The 19278-nt window shown below is 59.6% G+C and carries 14 protein-coding genes and 1 tRNA gene; 11 read left to right on the plus strand and 4 right to left on the minus strand.

Annotated features, from left to right (window positions below; genetic code table 11):
• The first annotated feature begins 29 nt into the window (after positions 1-29).
• Positions 30-105: transfer RNA gene (locus tag ACRANW_RS05225), tRNA-Thr, on the plus strand.
• On the opposite strand, the gene ACRANW_RS05230 is transcribed toward ACRANW_RS05225, so the two are convergent.
• The 4 genes from ACRANW_RS05230 to ACRANW_RS05245 all read right to left on the minus strand — a co-directional run bounded on the left by ACRANW_RS05230 (position 76) and on the right by ACRANW_RS05245 (position 3617).
• Entirely contained in the window at positions 76-687 is a 612-nt protein-coding gene (locus ACRANW_RS05230) for a helix-turn-helix domain-containing protein (protein WP_479433477.1), read from the minus strand. The genes ACRANW_RS05225 and ACRANW_RS05230 overlap by 30 nt on opposite strands.
• Positions 688-1330: 643 nt before the next feature.
• The gene (locus tag ACRANW_RS05235; RefSeq protein ID WP_479433478.1) at positions 1331-1918 is read right to left on the minus strand and encodes a hypothetical protein; all 588 of its coding nucleotides are present in this window, start codon (positions 1916-1918) and stop codon (positions 1331-1333) included.
• Positions 1915-3276 carry an alpha/beta hydrolase family protein gene (locus tag ACRANW_RS05240; RefSeq protein WP_479433479.1) on the minus strand — a complete coding sequence of 454 codons (1362 nt, stop codon included), beginning with the start codon at positions 3274-3276 and terminating at the stop codon, positions 1915-1917. The genes ACRANW_RS05235 and ACRANW_RS05240 overlap by 4 nt, the downstream gene beginning before the upstream one ends.
• Positions 3273-3617, minus strand: a complete 345-nt coding sequence (locus ACRANW_RS05245) for a hypothetical protein (RefSeq protein ID WP_479433480.1) — start codon at positions 3615-3617, stop codon at positions 3273-3275. The genes ACRANW_RS05240 and ACRANW_RS05245 overlap by 4 nt, the downstream gene beginning before the upstream one ends.
• Positions 3618-3785: 168 nt before the next feature.
• On the opposite strand from ACRANW_RS05245, the gene ACRANW_RS05250 reads away from it, so the two are divergent.
• The 10 genes from ACRANW_RS05250 to ACRANW_RS05295 all read left to right on the plus strand — a co-directional run bounded on the left by ACRANW_RS05250 (position 3786) and on the right by ACRANW_RS05295 (position 19206).
• Positions 3786-4091, plus strand: coding sequence for a tyrosine-type recombinase/integrase (locus ACRANW_RS05250; RefSeq protein WP_479433481.1), 306 nt, complete (start codon positions 3786-3788; stop codon positions 4089-4091).
• A 58-nt stretch (positions 4092-4149) separates the two neighbouring features.
• Positions 4150-4446: a hypothetical protein gene (locus tag ACRANW_RS05255; RefSeq protein WP_479433482.1), complete on the plus strand. Its 297-nt coding sequence runs from the start codon at positions 4150-4152 to the stop codon at positions 4444-4446.
• 746 nt (positions 4447-5192) lie between these two features.
• Positions 5193-5426, plus strand: a complete 234-nt coding sequence (locus tag ACRANW_RS05260) for a hypothetical protein (RefSeq protein ID WP_479433483.1) — start codon at positions 5193-5195, stop codon at positions 5424-5426.
• Between the two features lie 501 nt (positions 5427-5927).
• Complete coding sequence (locus ACRANW_RS05265) at positions 5928-7058, plus strand: helix-turn-helix domain-containing protein (RefSeq protein ID WP_479433484.1); 1131 nt, start codon at positions 5928-5930, stop codon at positions 7056-7058.
• A gap of 68 nt (positions 7059-7126) precedes the next feature.
• Positions 7127-9109 carry a S41 family peptidase gene (locus ACRANW_RS05270; protein ID WP_479433485.1) on the plus strand — a complete coding sequence of 661 codons (1983 nt, stop codon included), beginning with the start codon at positions 7127-7129 and terminating at the stop codon, positions 9107-9109.
• A gap of 365 nt (positions 9110-9474) precedes the next feature.
• Positions 9475-10467, plus strand: coding sequence for a hypothetical protein (locus ACRANW_RS05275; RefSeq protein WP_479433486.1), 993 nt, complete (start codon positions 9475-9477; stop codon positions 10465-10467).
• 41 nt (positions 10468-10508) lie between these two features.
• The gene (locus ACRANW_RS05280; RefSeq protein ID WP_479433487.1) at positions 10509-10991 is read left to right on the plus strand and encodes a hypothetical protein; all 483 of its coding nucleotides are present in this window, start codon (positions 10509-10511) and stop codon (positions 10989-10991) included.
• A gap of 71 nt (positions 10992-11062) precedes the next feature.
• Complete coding sequence (locus ACRANW_RS05285) at positions 11063-12112, plus strand: hypothetical protein (RefSeq protein WP_479433488.1); 1050 nt, start codon at positions 11063-11065, stop codon at positions 12110-12112.
• Between the two features lie 20 nt (positions 12113-12132).
• Positions 12133-17271, plus strand: coding sequence for a hypothetical protein (locus ACRANW_RS05290; protein WP_479433489.1), 5139 nt, complete (start codon positions 12133-12135; stop codon positions 17269-17271).
• Between the two features lie 3 nt (positions 17272-17274).
• The gene (locus tag ACRANW_RS05295; RefSeq protein WP_479433490.1) at positions 17275-19206 is read left to right on the plus strand and encodes a CshA/CshB family fibrillar adhesin-related protein; all 1932 of its coding nucleotides are present in this window, start codon (positions 17275-17277) and stop codon (positions 19204-19206) included.
• The last annotated feature ends 72 nt before the right edge of the window (positions 19207-19278 follow it).

The raw sequence follows: 19278 nt of genomic DNA on the forward strand, positions 1-19278 counted from the left end.
CCCTCTTTATTAGGGCCGATTGTGGGAATGCCGCTTTAGCTCAGTCGGTAGAGCACATCATTCGTAATGATGGGGTCACAGGTTCGAATCCTGTAAGCGGCACCACCTTTTTTCCGCACTTTCCCTAGGAAAATCATAGGCTCCCTGTGGAAGGCCTTTGGGCTTGGTGGGGCGGTTTTGCCTGCTGAAATGGCCCAAACCCATTTTAAGCCTGTAAATGAGCCAAAAGGCGCTAGCCTTACTCATGCAAAACGTGCTGTTGAAGGCACTTACGGCTGGTCCCATACGCTCACTAAAGCCAGCTAGGCTTTCACTTGTACCAGCCGCCAAAGTGGGTTGAGCTTGGGTCATAGCTGCACCGCGGTTGGCATTTCCCGTTGACCATTGGTTCGCCGACGCTGACGGCCTTCTGCGCTGCCATCCCGAAGTTGCCTGACCCAAGCTCCCGCCCCGAACGCGATCGCCTTGTGGGCCGTCGTGTGTGGGGCGGGAGTGCCTTTCTTGTTTTGCGGTCGTGTCGATCGAACCCCGATCTGCAAGCGCTTCGATTTCCTCCCGCTTGACCAGCCGTCTGCGCCCGATCTTGACCGCTTCCAGTTCGCCGTAATCCATCAGGCGGTAGATCGTTGACCGGCTGACCCCAAGCGCGCTGCCAGCTTCACTGATCGAAATGTAAATCCGCTCCATCGCTGCTGCTCCTCCTTGCTGTGGGTACAGTCAGGGTGCGCGGTGTAGGCCTTTCCGGCGAGGCAACTTCCCTGTGCCCCGGCGAGGGATTTCTCGTGTGACGGCGGCTGGTGCCCAGCCCACTGTCGACGCCATTGCAGGTATGGGTCACGAATGAGGGTCCGGCAGCGTGACCCGAACGCAGGGGAATTCAGGGGTACGGCGAGCATCTTCTGCTGCTTGAGCAGCTCACGGCAACCAGCGCGAAAGCGACCGGAGGGTCTTCCGGCTCATCGGACTAAGCCAGCGGATCCGCGACGCAGGTTTCGGCAGGCTCGAGCAAAAAGTACAAAACCATTACCGACCACCTGGCTTACGTCCTCGGCCTCTATGAGGCGGTGGCCGCCGACCGGGAAGGGTGGGGCATCCCGTGCTCATTGCCAATCGACCATCCAGCCACAAATAGTCGGTGGGTGCATTCGAAATTTTAGACGTGTCCCAGCCGGAGTAACCGCGCAAACGTGGGTATCATATGTGAAGTAGCCTAAGCTGCTGCCACCTCCCACCCTGAACCAGGTCACCGGATGATTTGCGTGAGGCTTTTTGTTGGAGAAATCCCCATGCTCATTTCGACCACAGCGCCCGTGATACGTGACAGCCGCTGTCATCGAAATGGATTGTTTTGGACCGTCACTTTCCGCTGGGGCGGCTGAGCACCATGGAACAAGATGTTGGCTAGAGCATCTGTCCACACCGAAATCCACTGCGTCGCCACATCAAGAAGGACATCCAGCGAAGCGGAAATCTGTTTCGGAGGAGCGTCCAGCGGAAAATTTCTAAACAGAAAAAGCTTGCCACTGCCCTCGTCGAACCACCAAGTGCCGCCCCCGTCATCGAACATGCCACCGGTGCGCTGATCGCTAAGCGCCCTAACAAATTCAAGCTGACGGTTGGCTACCTCCTCGCCGACCGAGTTCCAAAGCGAATTCTGGGAAACCATAACAGCGACGTATATATACTCATTGTCACCATCGTGCCCGAACTGGACGCTGCCATACGCTACCGTTCCACGCTCGGATAGGCCTCTCACTTTGTAGTCGCGGAGCTTCTCCACCTGGATGACGAGCGCCTCTGCCCTTTCGCGATTTGTCATATCTTTACCTTGATTGGGGCTTCCGGCAGCAAAACTGTAGATCGAGCAAATCGCCAGAACGAAAAGTACCGACGCCGCAATCTTTTGAAATGACCTCACTTCGCTGCCATGCAGATTTTGCCTTCCTTGCCTCGTTTTTCGGTCATGTAAGGCAGGTACGATGTGTCTGCCAAATGCGGATCAATCGCCCCCTTCAATCCCTCTCCGATTGGTAGGTATGGGCGTTTAGTTCGATCAGCGTCGTTGTAGAATGAGCCTTCCTTCCCGCCGAACCTCTCGATAATCGCGTTGGCCCCGGGGTGTGTCGCGGCATCGGACAGTCCAACGAAGTGGGACACCGGATCCTCGACATGAAGGTAGTGTGTGTATCGAGGGCCATCGGTCCAAGCCTGTGCAGCCGAACCTAACGACGTCACCGAAAGATTAACTATTTTGCCACCGTGACCTGTTTGCCTCAAGGTTTGTTTCGCCCTTAATGTTGCCAAGCTAGCGATGGCCCCTCCCTCACTATGGGCTATTATGTTCAGTTCGCGCCCGGCTATCATTTCCGAGTAAATCGCGTCATGTATTGTTTTCACTGACGGAGAAAAACCGGCATAATCCTTTGGATGTTTTTTGTCCTCTAGAGATGACCTGATTTCCTCGTCTGCAATCCGCTTTTGCGACGCGCCTATTTCTTTGGCGATTTTTCGCTTGGCGTCGGCTGCCCTCATTACATCTACAGCGCCGCCTTCAGTGTCGTTGAGCACTCCTACTACAGTATTGCAAGTCATCGACTGAATGTCTTGCAATGTCTTGCAATGAGTTTGGGCATTCGTGTTAATTCCATTGACATAAAGGGTAAGCTTATTCTTCTCCTCAGCGCAATTTGTCGCTCCGCAATCTCTGGGTGGAATGGACGATTTTTGTTTGTTTGCATCATATTTGCTTCTGGCCGATAAACCCTTCGCCTTTGCCAGAGCCTCCACCACACCAGTATTGGTTGGCTCGATCGGCACATGATCTGCCGGACAAGAGTCTGTCGGTACCAAGAAGCCGCCGTCGGTCGGGCCCGCTGAAGGGTTCTCTGCCGCTGCATATGGGCACTCTCCGATTGGACTCGCAACCGGTTCATAGCCAAATTTCTTAGCGAGATTAACGACGGCGCCTTCGACTTTGCCATACGTCTGCTTGGCTAGATCGAGCGTGGCTAACGCAGCATCCTTGCCGCCGTGGTAGGCCTCGGACGCTTCACCTGCTGTATCTGCAAGGCCGGTCCCGATATCGTTAAACGTCTGACGAACGACTTCTCGTGCCTTAGTATCGATTGCGTCGGCGGCCGCTTTGGCTTGTTTTATGACGTAGTCAGTGGCTTGCGAAGCCTTTTCCACGAGCCACCGTCCGGCAATCTTCGCCGTCTCGGATTGAGCAATCTTAGCCACCGTCTTCCGCGTCAGCCAACCGAGGATCACGCTCATGCGAAAATTTCATCGAGGCTGATGAGCAACGCCGCGATCCACTCCGCCTTCGCCGCTTCATCTGTACCGAATCCTGCCATCCTGTCTTGGAATCCAGAATCGGCTTCTAGTTCCGTCCCCAAAAGCAGGGCAGCCAAAGTGAAAAGCGCGGTAGTTCGAGCTGAAGTAATCCCCATTCGGCTCGCCGCTTCAACTTGTTCAGCGACAAAGTCCGAGAGCAGTTCGGGTGTTCGTATCTGTGCTTTGAAATCTGCCCATAGAGACGAGCAAAGCTCTCTCTGGAAGGCAGTCTGCTTCGCCGATGTGAACGCCGAATATGCTTGGGGCGAGATGATCAACATAGTGCAAGTATTATATTACTAGCTCCCTCGCTGTCGATTCAAAATTCTTCGGTCCGATCATGACGCACTGCGCCGAAGTGGGTGCCGCCCACCACGCCCTCGGATGACTTCCGGAGGCTTTTTTGTTTTGGAGATACCAATGCTTGTTCTGACCACGGCGCGGGCGGCGTGCCTCAGGGTATCGATTGGCGCGGATGGGCAGGGGGAGGGGGCAGGCCTCAAACCGCGCAAGAGGCGGCTGGGCTCGATGGGCTCCGGATCCATGACCTTCGCCACTCGGCGGCGTCGTTCATGATCAACGCTGGGATCGATCTGTTCGCCGTGGGCCGGATTCTCGCTTACGCCGACCATCAATCGACCATGCGCTACTTCCATCTTGCCAACGAAACGCTGTTGCGGGCGGTCGAGGCGGGGGCAGCAAAAATGAATGTCAGCCGGGCCACCCCGGCTGATGCCGAAACCAGCCCCGCATAACCCACCCCACCTGGCCGTTCGTTCTCGCGCGTGCGGCCCATTTTCTGGAGGAATGAGCATGAACCCTACAAACCCGCACCCCAAGGACCGCAATGCGATCTTCGGCAAGCTTGATGCCCTCCTAGAGGCCCTCAAGGGGACCAGCAAACACGACAAAGCTGTCATTTGCATTCGCCTCTGCATCGAGCACGGCATCAATACCGGCACGCGCATCATCCAAGTCTTGAAGTACCGTGATTTCAACCCGCGCTACATCGGCCTTCTGTTGCGCACGCTAACAGGTTCCGACCCCGAGCTACATTATTGCTACCGTGACGATCAGGCCACCTACCAGAAGCATCCCGAAGCTGCCTGAGCAATGCCCCCGATCCGGATGTGTTCGCCTTGCTGGCGTTCGCGTTCGAGGGCGGGGGAACGGTCTATTTTTTGCCGTTGTTGTGATCGAACCCTGCTCGGCAAGTGCGGTCAAGGCCTCTATTCGTCGGTGGCAAGCCGGTTCTCGTAATCGAGAACAAGACTTGGAGCGGGTATCAAGACCATGGCACCAATGACCAGCCAGCGACACAGGTTACCACTTATTGCAATTGGCTAAGGTCGGCGGCGGACAAAGCGGGGCCGAGAGCAATGTTGCTCATTACCGGTACGACCGAGGCTCCGGAGGGCTACCATGCCGACGATAAGTTCGCCGTGGCGTCCCGCGCTCAAGTGACGTGGGCCGCTTTCGGGCGATGGCTGCAGGCAGAGACTCAATCCAGCGTAAGTGGGCTAGCCCCTTGGAAGAGCTTGGCCGGGGACCTTGTCGATTTTCTCAAGGAGAAGAAATTGAACAGTGAAGTTTTTACGTCGGCGGATCTGGCTGCAGCCTCATTGATGCTGCCGACCATGGAACGCTGGCGTTCATCATTCTCCACCATGTGGTCGAGTGCAGACGAAGTTTGCAGGAGTTTCCTTAGGCCGAGGACCTCCGACCTAGCATTTCACATCGAGGGTGGGCTCTTTTGGCAATACAGATATGGTGTTGCTGATCGTACTCCTGATCGTTCGTACATAGCTCTTGCTCTTCGATTTCCTGAGCATTCACAGTGATATCAGGAATTGCTGATGTCAGAGCATCCGCACTTCGCAGTGATCATCATGTCGGATTCTGGTTGCCTTACGACTGATCACCCGCCGCCAGAGGGCTGGTCACAGGATGATGATGGTTTTATCGCTTCTCTGTCTATTCATCGGTTGTCGCTAGCCGCCGATCGAAGGGCCCACGAACTGCAGCAATGGGCTAAGAGCATTTTTGCCGAGGCTGAAACGATCCTGACGAATTCAAAGCTTCCCGTTTAGGCTCACCCTTGAAGTTGCTCATTCCATGGTCTGCACTGCCGAGCAAAAGCGCAGAGACGACGTGGGCTTAGCTTCCCTCGTGACCTTGCCCGATTGTGGGTCTGGCGTGGGTCACCCCACCAAAGCTTTGCCTTCCGAACGATCGTTCCCCTTGATCTCCCGGCGAGCCGCTCTAAGCGAATTTGGGCAGAAACTGGGCAGCGCGGTTTTTGGTGTGAATTGGGTTCTGCAAGATCAAGAAATGCATCTAAATTACCGAAAGTAAGAGCCTTTTTCGTAATGATGGGGTCACAGATTCGAATCCTGTAAGCGGCACCACCTTTTTTCCGCACTTTCCTTAGGAAAATCATAGGCTCCCTGTGGTGGGCGCTTGGGATTGGAGGGGAGGGCTTTCCTGCCGAGTTGGCATAACGCAAGCTATATCAGCAACGCCGGATTTTCCCGGTTGCGACCACGCAATCGACATTTCAAAATCGCTCATGTTGCGGCATGGAGGCGACGATGATTTCGCTCGGGCCCTTAAGCATCACGCTGTTGATATGCGCGGTGCAGGGCTTGGTTCTGGCGGCCCTGCTTTGGCGGGGGAATGTTAACCGCACGGCGAACCGTTGCCTGGCGCTGCTGATCGCGGCGGTGGCCGCGCTCATGACGCCTTACATTATTGGTTTTGCAGGGTTCTACGATCAGTTTCCTTGGCTGAGCTTTGCGCCATTTTCCTACACGCTCGCCTTTGGTCCGTTACTTTTTCTTTACACGGTTACGCTGACTGGGGCACGCCCGGCGGTGGTGTGGCTGCATTTTGTACCTGTGGCGGGGCAATTCCTCGCCTATTCTGCCGTATTCCCCTTGCCGCTTGCGACCAAGGACTGGTGGAATGTGGTGGCGCACGGGCCGATCATTGATCCTGCGCTGGATGTTGCTGCTGTGGTCAGCATCGCGGTATATAGTATGGCTGCCTATCACCGATACCGCGCTTACCGTATGTGGTTGAGCGAAAATCGTACAGACGGCGCTGATTTCGAGCCGAACTGGATCCGCAACTTCCTCGCCGCGCTGGGCCTGATCGCCATTATCTGGGCTGGGTTCCTGATCGCAAAGTGGGCTGATCCGGCGCGCGACTATTTTGATCAGTTCCCGCTGTATCTCGGATTTTCCGTGCTGGTGCTGTACCTTGGCATCGGCGGATGGCGGCATTCCGACGCGCAATTCCCCCGACCAGACGCGCTGCCAGATCCCGCAGAATTGCCGCTCCAGACAGCGCCCTCGCCAACCGGGCGTGACTGGACCGCACAAGGCAGCGCTTGGCTGACACGCATTGAAGCAGAGCAATTGTGGCGCGATCCGACGCTGACGCTGGCGGGTCTTGCGCGGATCATCGGCACCAACACCACCTATCTGTCACGCGGGCTGAGCGCAGCGTCAGGTGAAAATTTCAACGCCATCATCAACCGCCACCGTGTAGCCGAATTGCAGCGTTTGCTTGCTGCGCCCGGCGAGCACCGCGATCTGCTATCGCTGGCGTTCGAGGTTGGATTCAATTCCAAGGCAAGCTTCAACCGCGCGTTTCAGGATTTTACTGGCATGAGCCCGAGTGCATGGCGGCTCAAATCACAAAAATCGTTGGCTGCCTGACGATTGAGGCGCGGCGGCGCGGTGTTTGGGTCACTTCAAGGTGTGTTCTCGCCCTTGGAGTGATCGTGATGAAATGCTTTTATCTTGTTGCCGCAACGCTCATGTCGTTGCCCTTGCCGCTTGCCGCCAGTCAGGTGGAATCGGGTGCGGCCCAGACCCCTGTTGCCTCGCGTTTTGTGCCGCGCCTGCTCAACGCGCAGCAGGCGACCAGCGATGTTGCCATTCTGCGACGCGCGTTGGAGACCGTGCATCCTGGCCTTTATCGCTACGCCGCCAAAGCGGACATCGCGTTGGCGTTCACGCGTCTCGAAGCGGCCGCCGCCAAGCCGATAACCGATCTGGCGCTGCACGCGGAGGTGGCCCGCCTGCTCGCCGTAATCCATTGCGATCACACCAAGGCGGAAATGTCAGACAGTCTGACGGCCTATCGCACCACCAACCCCACTCACCTGCCGCTGCGGTTCCAACTGATTGAGGGGCGGATGATCGTGGTGTCGAACGACGGTCAGGCCGGTGCGCCTCCGGTTGGGAGCGAGATCCTCGGCATCAATGACATGGCGGTGCCTGCGCTGTTGCTCAAGCTCGCTCCGCTGGTGTCTTATGATGGCAGCACCGATCAGGCGATTGCGGCCAAGCTTGCCGACGATAGTGACCTTATGGGTGATGATTTCAACGAGAACTACCCGGCGCTGTTCGGCTTTCCCGATCACTGGCGGGTCGAATGGAAGCCTGTGGGCGGCACCGAGCCAACCACCGCCTCCCTCCAGCCCATCCGGTTTGCGCAATGGACTGCCTTTACCGCGCCGGGCGCGAAATATCGCAGCGAGTTTTACAACAGTGTCAGCTGGAGAATGAACGGCAAGACCGCGCGGCTCGGCATCGATACCTTCGTCAGTTATCGCAACCCGGTGCAAGCAACCGCGTTTCTCGGGGGGTTTTTCGCCGCGATGAAAGAGGCCGGGACCGAGCACCTGATTATCGACCTGCGCAAGAATGGCGGTGGTTCGGACAGTGTGCCGGTGGCGCTGGGACGGTACCTGATCGATCAACCGTTTGTCTGGGCCAAGCCACAGCGATTGAAGGCCGTGCGGTACGGCGATCTGCCGCAATATATCAGCGCCTATGGCGACCGGGATGCGTTGTTCAACCCACCGCTCGATGGCTTCACGCAAACGGCGGACGGCTGGTACGATCGCATCCCGGTGATGCAGGGTGACGCGGTCAGTGAAAGCGACACCGAATTCGAACAGCAGCCTGTTAGCGAAAACCGATTTGGCGGGCGGATCACGCTCCTCAGCGGCCCTCGCGCTGGCTCTGCCACCACCATGGCGATGGCGCATTTCAAGGAAAAAGCAGGTGCCACCATTATCGGGGAAAATAGCGGCGGTAGTGCCGAAGGGCCGACCGCGGGGCGAAGCTTGCTGTTCACACTTCCTGAAAGCGGCATCAAGGTGCGTGTGCCCAACGCCTGGAACCGCACGGCGATAGCCAGCTTTGATCCGGGCAAGGGCGTTGCGGTCGACCAGCTTGTCGTGCCCACTATGGCCGATTTCGAGGCGGGGCGAGACCGCACAATTGCCGTTGCCCAAGGCCTGCTGGCCGCCCTCGCTGATACGCCTGCCGCAGTCGCCAAAGCACTGGTGGGCGATTGGAACGGAACGCTCGATTACCGGGATTTCAGTGATGACACGCGTGAAACGCTGCCCACCTTGATGCAAAGCAATGGATCGGTGCTGGCTTGGACGTTTGACGATGGCCCGGGCAAGACCATTCGTTCGTCCGAGACCTGGGCCTTTGATGCTGCGGGCCAAATGCTTACCATCACCGCCGGCACCAACGCGCCCGAGCAATGGCGCGTGGTCGAAGCCCACACCTCTGCCGACGGAGCCTCGCTCACTATCGTGCTGGACGGGACAGGCACGGAGAACGGGCGCGAGGTGATTGCCCGCAAGATCCTTACCCGTGATAGCAATCGGCTGCGGATTACAAAGCAGACGCGTGCGGCGGGCGAGCCGTTTTTGATGCGGCAAAGCTATGAACTGCGGCAGTGAACGCTGTCGTTGCCAGTCATCCGTCCCTCTCTGAGTGTGAATCGGGTGCGCAGGGTTGGGAGCGAAGGGCTGCAATTCGTTTTCTGCGCGTCCGCGGCCCGCCATCCGACCTCGAGATTTCATTTTTTCTGAATGCTAGGGCGCGGTCGACTAAAATAAGGCGCTTATTGCAAACGGTGATTAGGGAGGCGCTTTTGCAACAGTTTGCGATGCAAGGAACTGACATCTAACCGGAAAATAAGAAAAATGCATGCTCGCTCGGGTGTGGTTGGATACGCCTGCGGCCAAACCGATCAGTCGCGGGTAATCAAAGTGCGAACGTCACTAACGAAAAACTAACGATCTCCCCGTATTTCAACCGTGGTATGAACACGCACACATCCATTCAGCATTTCCTCTCCACGGCTCTCGCCGGGGTCACGGTCGCAACCACTCTGGTGTCTGCGCCTCTACTTGCAGGTGGCGTAACCGCGGGAACGCTGATCGAAAACACCGCCGTCACAAGTTATGATGAAGGCGGCGTGGTCCGGAGCATCAATTCCAATACGGTCACCGTGCGCGTCGACGAACTCGTGAATGTCACATTGACCTCGCTCGATCCCGGACCTGTCGCATCGCGGGCGGGCGGGGCGGTTCATTCATTTGAATTGACCAATCAGGGTAACGGCCCCGAGGCGTTGAGGCTGGTCGCTAACGCGGCCGTTGGGGGCAACGATTTTGATGCTTCATTTCGTGCGATTGCAAACGATAGCAATGGCAATGGGATCTATGACGAAGGCATCGACGAAATTCTCGGGCAGCCTCAAACCACCGCTGTCTTGGCGCCCGATCAACGGTTGACGCTGTTCGTGCTGGTCACGGTTCCCGATGGCGTTGGCGACCAACAGACCAGCGCAGTTACCCTTTCGGCCGAAGCTGTAACCGGGATCGGCGCGCCCGGGACCGCCTTTGCAGGCGCCGGTGTGGACGGCGGCAATGCTATCGTTGGTGCTACAGGTGCACAGGCCACGGCCCGCGGGACGATGATCGCCGGGATCGCCAATGTTGCGTTGGTCAAGTCTGTGGTTCTGAGCGATCCGTTCGGAGGCACCAGCGCTGTGCCCGGCACAGTCGCGACCTTCACCATCGAAGCGCGGGTCAGCGGGACCGGCACGATTGAAAACCTCATTGTCACCGACGTCATCCCCGAAGGCACCACTTATGCGCCGGGCACACTGGCGTTGGATGGTGTCGGCTTGAGCGATGCCGCCGATGGGGATGCGGGGGCCGCATCGGATACATCAGGAATTTTCGTCACGCTCGGGACGGTGGCCGCAGAAGTCACGCAAAGGGTCACCTTCAACGTCATCGTCGATTGAATAAATAAATTACAAAAAACAATATCATCAGGGGTTAAAACATGAATCGGATCAACCGGCTGGCAATCGTGATTGCCGCATCCTTAACGCTTGCCTCGCCGCTTGCTGCGCAAACCGCAAGTTCGCCCATCTCGCTTACTGGCGACGTTATGGCCGAAAAGGTCGTGATCAGTCCAGAAGGCAAGGAAAGCATTGCACTGGTCGAGCCGACCGCGATTATTCCGGGAGACCGGCTGGTTTTCGGCACGGATTACGCCAACACCGGGACCGAAGCGGTGAGCAATTTCGTCGTCACCAATCCTTTGCCCGCGGCTGTTCGCCTTGCACCTGATGCCGATCCAGCGCTCATGGTGTCGGTCGACGCCGGCGAGACCTTTGGCGCCTTGGCCGCGCTGGGCGTAACCAACCCAGACGGAACCGTGCGTCCCGCCGCACATGCCGATGTGACTCACATCCGCTGGGTGCTGGCGAGCATCGCGCCCGGTGAAACCGGCAGGCTTACCTATCCAGCCATCATCCGCTGACAAGCGGGAGATAACCGCCACGTCCTGCGGGCGGATATGATCACGCGGGGCACACACTCAGGACCAAAACCATGAAGACCACCAAGCAGCTGCTGGGTGCGGTGAGCGCGTTTGCGCTCGTCGCAATGTCCAGCGCGCCTGCTCTGGCCCAAGGGACCAGCGCGGGCACCACCATTCGAAATAGTGTCACCGTCAGCTATGACGTCGGCGGCGTAACACAGAATGCCGAAACGGCGACCGATACATTCATGGTCGACCAGCGCGTCAATGTGAACGTCAACTTTGTCGGCACCGCGACCACCGTGAATCCCGGCCAAAACAATGCAGCGATCGCGTTCGATGTCACCAACCTGTCCAACAGCACGGTCGACCTTGATCTGAGGGCCGCTTTTCAAAGCGGGACAGAAGCCAATATCAGCAATTTCCGCATCTATCGTGATACCGATGGCGACGGTGTTCTCAGCGCGGCAGAATCGGAAGCAGGCGCCATCACCTATCTCGATGAGGTTGGCACGGCAGCCGCGGGGGTGACTATCTCAGTCATCGTACTCGCTGACATCGGCCTCAACGCGGACAATGCCGATACCTTCGGCGTAACGCTCACCGCCAATGCCCATGCAGGCAATACTGTGGGTACGCTGGGTGACGAATTGGTCGAATCCGCTACCAATACCGACGGTATCGATACCGTGCTGTTTGACGGGCGGGGCGATACCGACGCGCTGCGTGACGGTGCGTTCTCCGATACGGGTACATACACCGTGGCAGGCGCTGTGGTGACAGTCGCCAAGTCGAGCCGCGTTGTCAGTGATACGGTCAACGGAACGAACAATCCCAAGGCGATTCCGGGGGCGACGGTCGAATATTGCATCACCGTGGCCAATGCCAGCGGCGCTGCGACGGCGACCGGTGTGGACGTGACCGATGACCTGCCGTTCGACGTGACGTTCGTGACCAATTCGATCTTCGTCGATGGCGATGCGAACTGCGCTAACGGTACCGCTGGCGGAACCTTCACACCCGAAGCAGGCCCGGACAGAGAAGATCGGGTTACGGGCGACCTGAGCGACGTCGCTGGCGGCCAGACCCGCTCGCTCTACTTCCAAGTCGTGATCGACTAATCGCGATCTGGATTTAGGTCTTGTGTGTTACTCCCTCTTGGCGGCGGATCGCTGCGGTACTGTTTGCAGTGCTGTTGTCGCTTGGCCTGATCCAGGAGGGAGTAAACGCGCAAAGCTCTGATGATCAGGTGATCCGCGCGATCACCAACATCGCGGAAGCTACGTGGGACGAAGCTGGGTCACGCCGCAGGATTGTCAGCAATCCGGTCCGATTTGATGTCAGCGCGGCTGCGTTTGACCCGCCGAAAATACTGGTGTTTCGCCGCGCGCAAGGTGGCGGCGCCGAACTGGTCTATCGACCGCCAAGCTGCGGGGTAACGACCGCGCCCGATCAGTTGAACCGCGGTGCCGCCACGGCCAGCACAACCCCCGGATCCAACGCCGTTTCGGTCGTGACCACAGCCATCGTTCAGCAGACTGACGAATTGCGCGGGGGCGAACCGCTGTATTTCGAAGTGACCGCAGCCGGCGCCAATCGCGATCCGGGTGCGATCGACAGCCTGACCGTGGTGCTGACCTCCGCCGATGGCGACCGCGAGACCATGACAGTGTTCGAAACCGCTTTCGACAGTGGTGTGTTCTCCGGTGTGATCAACACCTTCCGCCTGCCTCCGGCACTGGTGCAGGGGGACTGCCGCCTCAGCGTCGGGCCGGATTCGCGCGTGACGGTGGCCGCGATGCGCCAGGACACCGACATTGTCTTGGTTCAGGCCGATATCCGCGTGCTGGTTGACCCTTTTGGCGTTGTCTTTGACAGCGAGACCGGAGAGCCGGTCGATGACGTGCGCGTAACGCTGGTGGACGCCGCCACAGGCGCGCCTGCAACAGTGTTTGCCGAGGACGGCATAACCGCATGGCCTTCAACGGTGACAACCGGCACGGCAGTGACTGACGGCGCAGGCCGGGTTGTGCCGATGGGGCCGGGAGAATTCTGGTTCCCGCTCACGGCGCAGGGCCGGTTCCGCCTCGCCGTTGAAGCGCCTGCACCTTACACCGCGCCATCTGCCGCGCCGCGCGAATTGCTGGCGCGGGTCAACAGGCCTGACGGGCGCCCTTATGTCATCCGTGAGGGATCTTTCGGTGACGCCTTCGTGCTCGACAACCCGGTGCCCTTCGAAGTCGATATTCCGATCGATCGGCCAAGCCTTGATCTGGCGATCACCAAGTCGGCCTCGCGCACCAATGCGGCGCCGGGCGACGCGATTTTTTACACCGTGGTCGTGCGCAACGCTGATCCTGCACGGATCAAGCGCGATGTCGTCTTGACCGATATGCCGTCACGCTGGCTGCGTTTGCGCCGCGATACGATCCGCATCAACGGCGTAGCTGCCCCGCAGGCGGTGACGGTATCGCCCGATGGTCGCGGGCTGACCATCGCGCTTGGCGACGTGGCGGGTGGCGCAAGCGTGCGGGTGACCTATGCCATGACCGTGCGCCCAGACGCGCGGCCGGGCCGTGCGGTGAATGCAGCAAGCGTGCGTGATGCGCTGGGCCGTCAGTCGCGCGCAAGTGCCGTGGTCGACCTCGTGCGCGATGGTATTTCCGACCGGATGACCATCATCGGTCGTATCACCGCGGGCGCATGCCACCTTAATGACGCTGAAAGGCGAGGACTGGGGGGCATTCGCGTGATGCTGGAAGACGGCAGCTTCGCAATCACCGATGCCGACGGCCGCTACCATTTCGAAGGCGTCGTGCCGGGTTCCCATCTGGTGCAGGTGTCTCGCATCACTTTACCCGACGGCGCACGATTGGTCGATTGCTCGCGTTCAACCCGCAATGCGGGCAGCGCGTCTTCCCGCTTCGCGATCGGTCAGGGTGGCAGCTTGGTGGTGGCGGATTTCCATGTGGCCTTGCCCGAAGGCGCGCTCACCCCCCCTGCCGCCCCGGCCCCAGAAGCTGCACCTGTCGTGCCCGCTGCGCCCACCGATCGCGTTACCGCTCCTGCGGATCTCCTCGCGCTTGGTGATGGGGAAGACGGCTTCCTCGCTCCGGCCGAAGATGCCAATCCGCGCGCGCCCGCCGTACGCGTTGCGATCCGCCATCGCCGCGGGCAAAGCGTCGAACTGCTGGTGGATGGCAAGCCTGTCGACCCGCTCGCCTTCGATGGAACGCAGAACCCGGAGAAGGGCAAGTTTGCTGTCAGCCAGTGGCGCGGGGTGCCGCTTATCAATGATCGCACGGTGATCGAGGCGCGCATTATCAACAGCTTTGGTGAAATGACCAAGAGCTTCACGCGCGAGGTGTTCTTTACCCGCACACCGGCGAAGGTCGCGTTTCTGCCCGCGCAGTCCAACCTGATTGCCGATGGTCGCACCCGCCCGGTGATCGCCATCCGTGTGCTTGATCGCAACGGCCGTCCGCTGCGCGAAGGGATTTCGGGCAGCTTCACACTCAACGCCCCTTACGAAAGCGCCGAGCAGATCGATCGCCAGCAGCTCAATCAGCTTACCGGGATGGCGCCAATGGCCGCGCGCTGGGTGGTAGAAGGCGAAGACGGCGTTGCCCGGATCGAACTGGCGCCCACCATGGTCAGCGGATCGCTGCGCCTCGCCTTCGCTTTCGATGATGGCACCATCACCCGCCGTCAGGAACTGGAAGCCTGGATCGAGCCCGGTGATGTCGAATGGACCGTGGTGGGCTTGGCCGAAGGCACGCTCGGCGCGCGTTCGGTGGCCGACAACATGGAGCGGGCCGGCCAGTTTGACAGCGATCTTGGCGATGATGCGCGTATTGCGCTCTATGCCAAGGGCCGGGTGCTGGGGAAGTATCTGCTGACGCTCGCCTATGACAGTGCCAAGCAGCGCGAGGATCAGCGCGTTTTGGGCGCAATCGACCCGCAGGCCTATTACACCGTTTTCGGCGATGCATCGGCTCGGCGCTTTGATGCCGCCAGCCGCGAAAAACTGTATGTCCGCGTCGAAACCGCGACCTTCTACGCGCTCTACGGCGATTTCCAGACGGCCTTTAATCAGACCCTGCTGGCCAATTACAACCGCACCGCCACGGGCGTGAAGGGCGAAGCGCGGATCGGGCAAATCAAGACGCAGGGCTTTGCCGCCCAGATCGCCAGCCGGTTCCAGCGTCAGGAAATCCAGGGGCAGGGTATCTCTGGCCCCTATAGCCTCGCCAGCCGCCGGATTCTGGCCAATTCCGAACGCGTTACGATTGAAGTGCGCGACCGCTTCCGTCCTGAACTGATTGTTTCAACCCGCGAGCTGACCCGCTTTTCCGATTATGACATCGATCTGTTGTCGGGCGCGATCAGCTTTGCCGCGCCGGTTCTCAGCCGCGACGAGAACCTCAATCCGCAATTTATTGTGATCGAATTTGAGGTCGATGGTGCAGGCGATGCGGAATGGAACGCCGGGGTGCGCGCCGATTGGACCACCGATGATGGGGCCATCCGCGTCGGTGCCAGTGCAATCAGCGATGCGGGTCTGACAGGACGCAACGGTCAGGCGCAGCGCACGGATCTAGGCGCGGTCGATGTGCTTGCACGGGTAGACGAGAATACCGAAATCCGCGCCGAACTCGGCATCAGCCGCCGCGAGGGGGAAGCTGCAACCGGCTGGCTGGTTGAAGCGCAACACCAGACCGGGACGCTCGATCTGCTGGCTTACGCCCGCGAGGTCGACAACGATTATGGCATCGGCCAGCAGAACGCCGCTGAGCGTGGGCGCCGTAAGGCCGGTATCGATGGGCGGGTGCTGTTGAGCCAGGAATTGAGCTTTGTCGGCAGCCTGTGGCAGGACGAAACGCTAGGCGACAGCAGCCGCCGCCGCGCAGCGCAGGGCCAATTGCTTCTGGTTCGCCAGCGCACAGACCTGCGGCTTGGCCTTGTGCATTTCAACGACCGTCTGGCCGGTGGCACCCACGCAGCATCCACGGTGCTGGAGGCCGGCGCGACTCAACGACTGTTTGACAACAAGCTGGAGCTTTCGGCGGGCACGGCCGTCGCGCTAGGCAAGGCCGAAAGCCTTGATCTACCAGCGCGGCACCGGCTCGGCGCGCGTTATGCTGTGACGCAGGATGTGCGCCTGGTCGGCACTTACGAGATTGCCGATGGTGAAACCCTCAAGGCGCGTCAGCTGCGCGGAGGGATCGAGGTTTCGCCGTGGCAGGGCGGGCAGGTCGTCACCACGCTGGGTGAGGAAACCATCGGGGAGAACGGCAACCGCAGCTTTGCTGCCTTTGGCCTGTCGCAGACGCTTGCTCTTAGTCCGGCGTTGACGATCGATGCCACGATTGACGGCAATCGCACACTTGGCAGCAATCCGGGAACTGGTAGCGTCGTCAACCCTGGCCAGCCCACAGCCAGCGGCGGCCAGATCACCGGTGGGCTGTTGTTCGAAGATTTCACCGCAGTCACCTTTGGCGCCGCGTGGCGCAAGGACCGCTGGAGCGTCATCGCCCGCGGCGAATTGCGCGATGGCGAAATGGCCGACCGCAAGGGTGTCACCTTCGGCGCGATCCGCCAACTCGGCGAAGGCAGCCTCGTTGGTTCGGGGGCGACTTGGACGCTTTCACAAGCTGCTGGCGGGGCAAGGGCTGAGATCCTTGATGCCAGCATCGCTTTCGCACACCGCCCATCGGCGTCGCCGCTCGCCATGCTGGGGCGGCTTGAATATCGCAGCGACCAGATCACGGGCGGCGTGGCAGGCGAAATCGGCGGCGGCGCGGGTGCCGGGCGGACCGCCTTGGTGGTCAGTGGCGATGCAACCGCGCGCCGCATGGTCGCCAGCCTTTCCACCAATTTCAGTCCACGCGGTCAAGAAGGCGGAGCCGAGGTTCGCCGTCATGAGGTCGCACTGTTCCTTGGCGCACGCCACAATTTCGATCTGTTCGAAGATACCGAGTTTTCCGGAACCAGTGTGCTGGTTGGGTCCGATGCACGCATCGGGATCGGTGAGCGTTTTGAGCTTGGCGCCAGCGCCACGGTGCGCTCCAACCTGACCGACAAGGTCACAAGCTTTGCCTTTGGCCCGACGCTCGGCGTGGTCCCGGCAAAGGGGATGTTGGTGACCGTAGGATACAACATCGAAGGCTTTCGCGACGGCGACTTTGGCGCAGCCCGCAACACCAGCGAGGGCGCGTTTGCCGCCGTGCGGATGGCCTTCGATACCGACAGCTTCAGCTTCCTCGGATTGGGGCGCTAAGCGATGCAAAACACCAGCCTTCGCCTCAGCGCTAACGCGGTATTTACCACGTTTTCTTACATCCAACGGATGATTGCTGCACCGTTCCCCTTGCGCCGCCTGATTGGCCTTGCGGTGTTGATGTGCGGACTGATGTGGAGCCCGGCCGTGCAGGCGCAAAATTGCGGTCAGGCTACCGTGCAAGGCAGAGCGCCTGCCAGCTGGGAGACCTATTGCTGGCTCAACCTCACCAATTACAACGATGTCACGGCACGATCAGCCGCGGGCCAGAACCTCAGCTTCACGCTCCCGGATGGTTCGATCTTGACCTTTAACGCCCGCGTGACCGGCGGGACCACTACGGCCTATAATGCGGTCACATCGCCTTCGTGGACGGGATCGGCGGTCGGCAATGGGGCGTTCGTTGGCATTCCTGGTCGGCCTGTGCTGTACACGGCCGCAGCAGGTACGCGGACCATCGCCTTGACGAACATCACGGTGACGCCGCCTGTAGGTGCGAGTGCAACGATCTACTCCTTCGTTGTTGCGGACGCGGAATCCATCAATGAAAACGAAGCTTTGCGCCTTTCGACCAATGGGGGAAGCTGGCAATTGCTCGATTCCGTGGCACCCATTGGCGGATCGGCTTTCCCACCGATCACCGGAGTTGGCACCAGCAATGTGAACATTACCGGCGCATCGGGCACCGTCGGCGCCTATATTCTGGGCAGCAACAGCCCCACCAGCGTTACGGTGCAGACGCAAGCGGGCGGGCTGCAAGGGATAATGTTCGCAATCCGCTTTGCCACAATCCGGCTTCAGACGACGGTCAGCGGCGCGCGCCTGAACGCCGCGGATCAATTCACCTATCAGATCGTCAACACGGCAAACGGTGCGACTGTGACCAGTGGCACCACCACCGGATCGGGCGGCGGACCGTTTTCGACATCGCCGCTCAGCCTTTCTGCTGGTGTTCCTATCACGTTGAGAGAGGTGATGGCGTCCGGCAGCGCGAGCACCCTGTCCCAATACGCCACGACGCTGACCTGCGTGAACACCGCCGGGACCACCCGCGCCAACCTGCCGAACAATGTGGCGGCCACCAGCGTCAGCATCGGCCCGCTGGAGTTTGGAGAATATCTGGTATGCACCTTCGCCAACGGCGCGCAGCCCCGGTTGCGGGTGCGCAAGCTGCTGGGATCAGGCGGACGCTTATTCAGCCTTGACCAGTTCACTGTGCGCATCCGCGATGGAGATACGGTTGTAGCGTCCTCCACTACGACCGGGAGTTCTGGCACAGTTGGCGCAGGCGACACCAACCTGATTCAAGTCGTCAGCGGCGTGGCCTATACCGTCGACGAGATTGCGGCTGGATCTGCTACCCTTGGCAATTACACCGCAACCATCGCCTGCACCAATGCCACGAGCGGGTCGGCTACGGCATTACCAGACAGCGTTGGCGGGACGATCACGCTTCGCCCCGGCGACGCCGTTACGTGTGTCATCACCAACACCCGCCCATCCACGGCCCTTCTGATCGTCGACAAAATCGGCACGATCATTTCTGATCCGATCAACGGCACGGTCAATCCGAAGGCCATTCCCGGTGCGATCGTCGAATATGCTATTACCGTGAGTAACGTCGGAACGCGCTCCGTGGATTCAAGCTCGATCGTTATCATCGATATCATGCCGCCTGACATGGCCTTTGCCACGGGCACGCCGATAACCTTCACCAACGGCAGCAGGTCTAGCGGGCTGAGCGCATTCAATGCCGCAACGATGGTGCGCTTTTCTTCTGAAGCGGGCGGATTGGCACCCTACGCCTACGCGCCCACCGGACAGTTTGATAGCAATGTGCGCGGCATCCGCATCGCGCCAACCGGCACGATGCGCGCGGCTTCCACAAGCGCCCCGTCCAGCTTCACGATCCGCTTCAGGGCCCGCGTGCAATAACCTCGTGGGCAAGGGCGAAATTTTGGTCTGGAATATCTCCTTGCGCGATTGGTTTGAAGGGCGGCCTGCAAC

Source organism: Erythrobacter sp. 'gip.4 top 5' (genome assembly GCF_056495765.1).

Coding starts and splice junctions, on each gene's coding strand:
- ACRANW_RS05245 (WP_479433480.1), bottom strand. CDS start 3,617: ATGTTGATCATCTCGCCCCAAGCATATTCGGCGTTCACATCGGCGAAG.
- ACRANW_RS05270 (WP_479433485.1), top strand. CDS start 7,127: ATGAAATGCTTTTATCTTGTTGCCGCAACGCTCATGTCGTTGCCCTTG.
- ACRANW_RS05275 (WP_479433486.1), top strand. CDS start 9,475: ATGAACACGCACACATCCATTCAGCATTTCCTCTCCACGGCTCTCGCC.
- ACRANW_RS05295 (WP_479433490.1), top strand. CDS start 17,275: ATGCAAAACACCAGCCTTCGCCTCAGCGCTAACGCGGTATTTACCACG.
- ACRANW_RS05230 (WP_479433477.1), bottom strand. CDS start 687: ATGGAGCGGATTTACATTTCGATCAGTGAAGCTGGCAGCGCGCTTGGG.
- ACRANW_RS05260 (WP_479433483.1), top strand. CDS start 5,193: ATGTCAGAGCATCCGCACTTCGCAGTGATCATCATGTCGGATTCTGGT.
- ACRANW_RS05285 (WP_479433488.1), top strand. CDS start 11,063: ATGAAGACCACCAAGCAGCTGCTGGGTGCGGTGAGCGCGTTTGCGCTC.
- ACRANW_RS05280 (WP_479433487.1), top strand. CDS start 10,509: ATGAATCGGATCAACCGGCTGGCAATCGTGATTGCCGCATCCTTAACG.
- ACRANW_RS05240 (WP_479433479.1), bottom strand. CDS start 3,276: ATGAGCGTGATCCTCGGTTGGCTGACGCGGAAGACGGTGGCTAAGATT.
- ACRANW_RS05265 (WP_479433484.1), top strand. CDS start 5,928: ATGATTTCGCTCGGGCCCTTAAGCATCACGCTGTTGATATGCGCGGTG.
- ACRANW_RS05255 (WP_479433482.1), top strand. CDS start 4,150: ATGAACCCTACAAACCCGCACCCCAAGGACCGCAATGCGATCTTCGGC.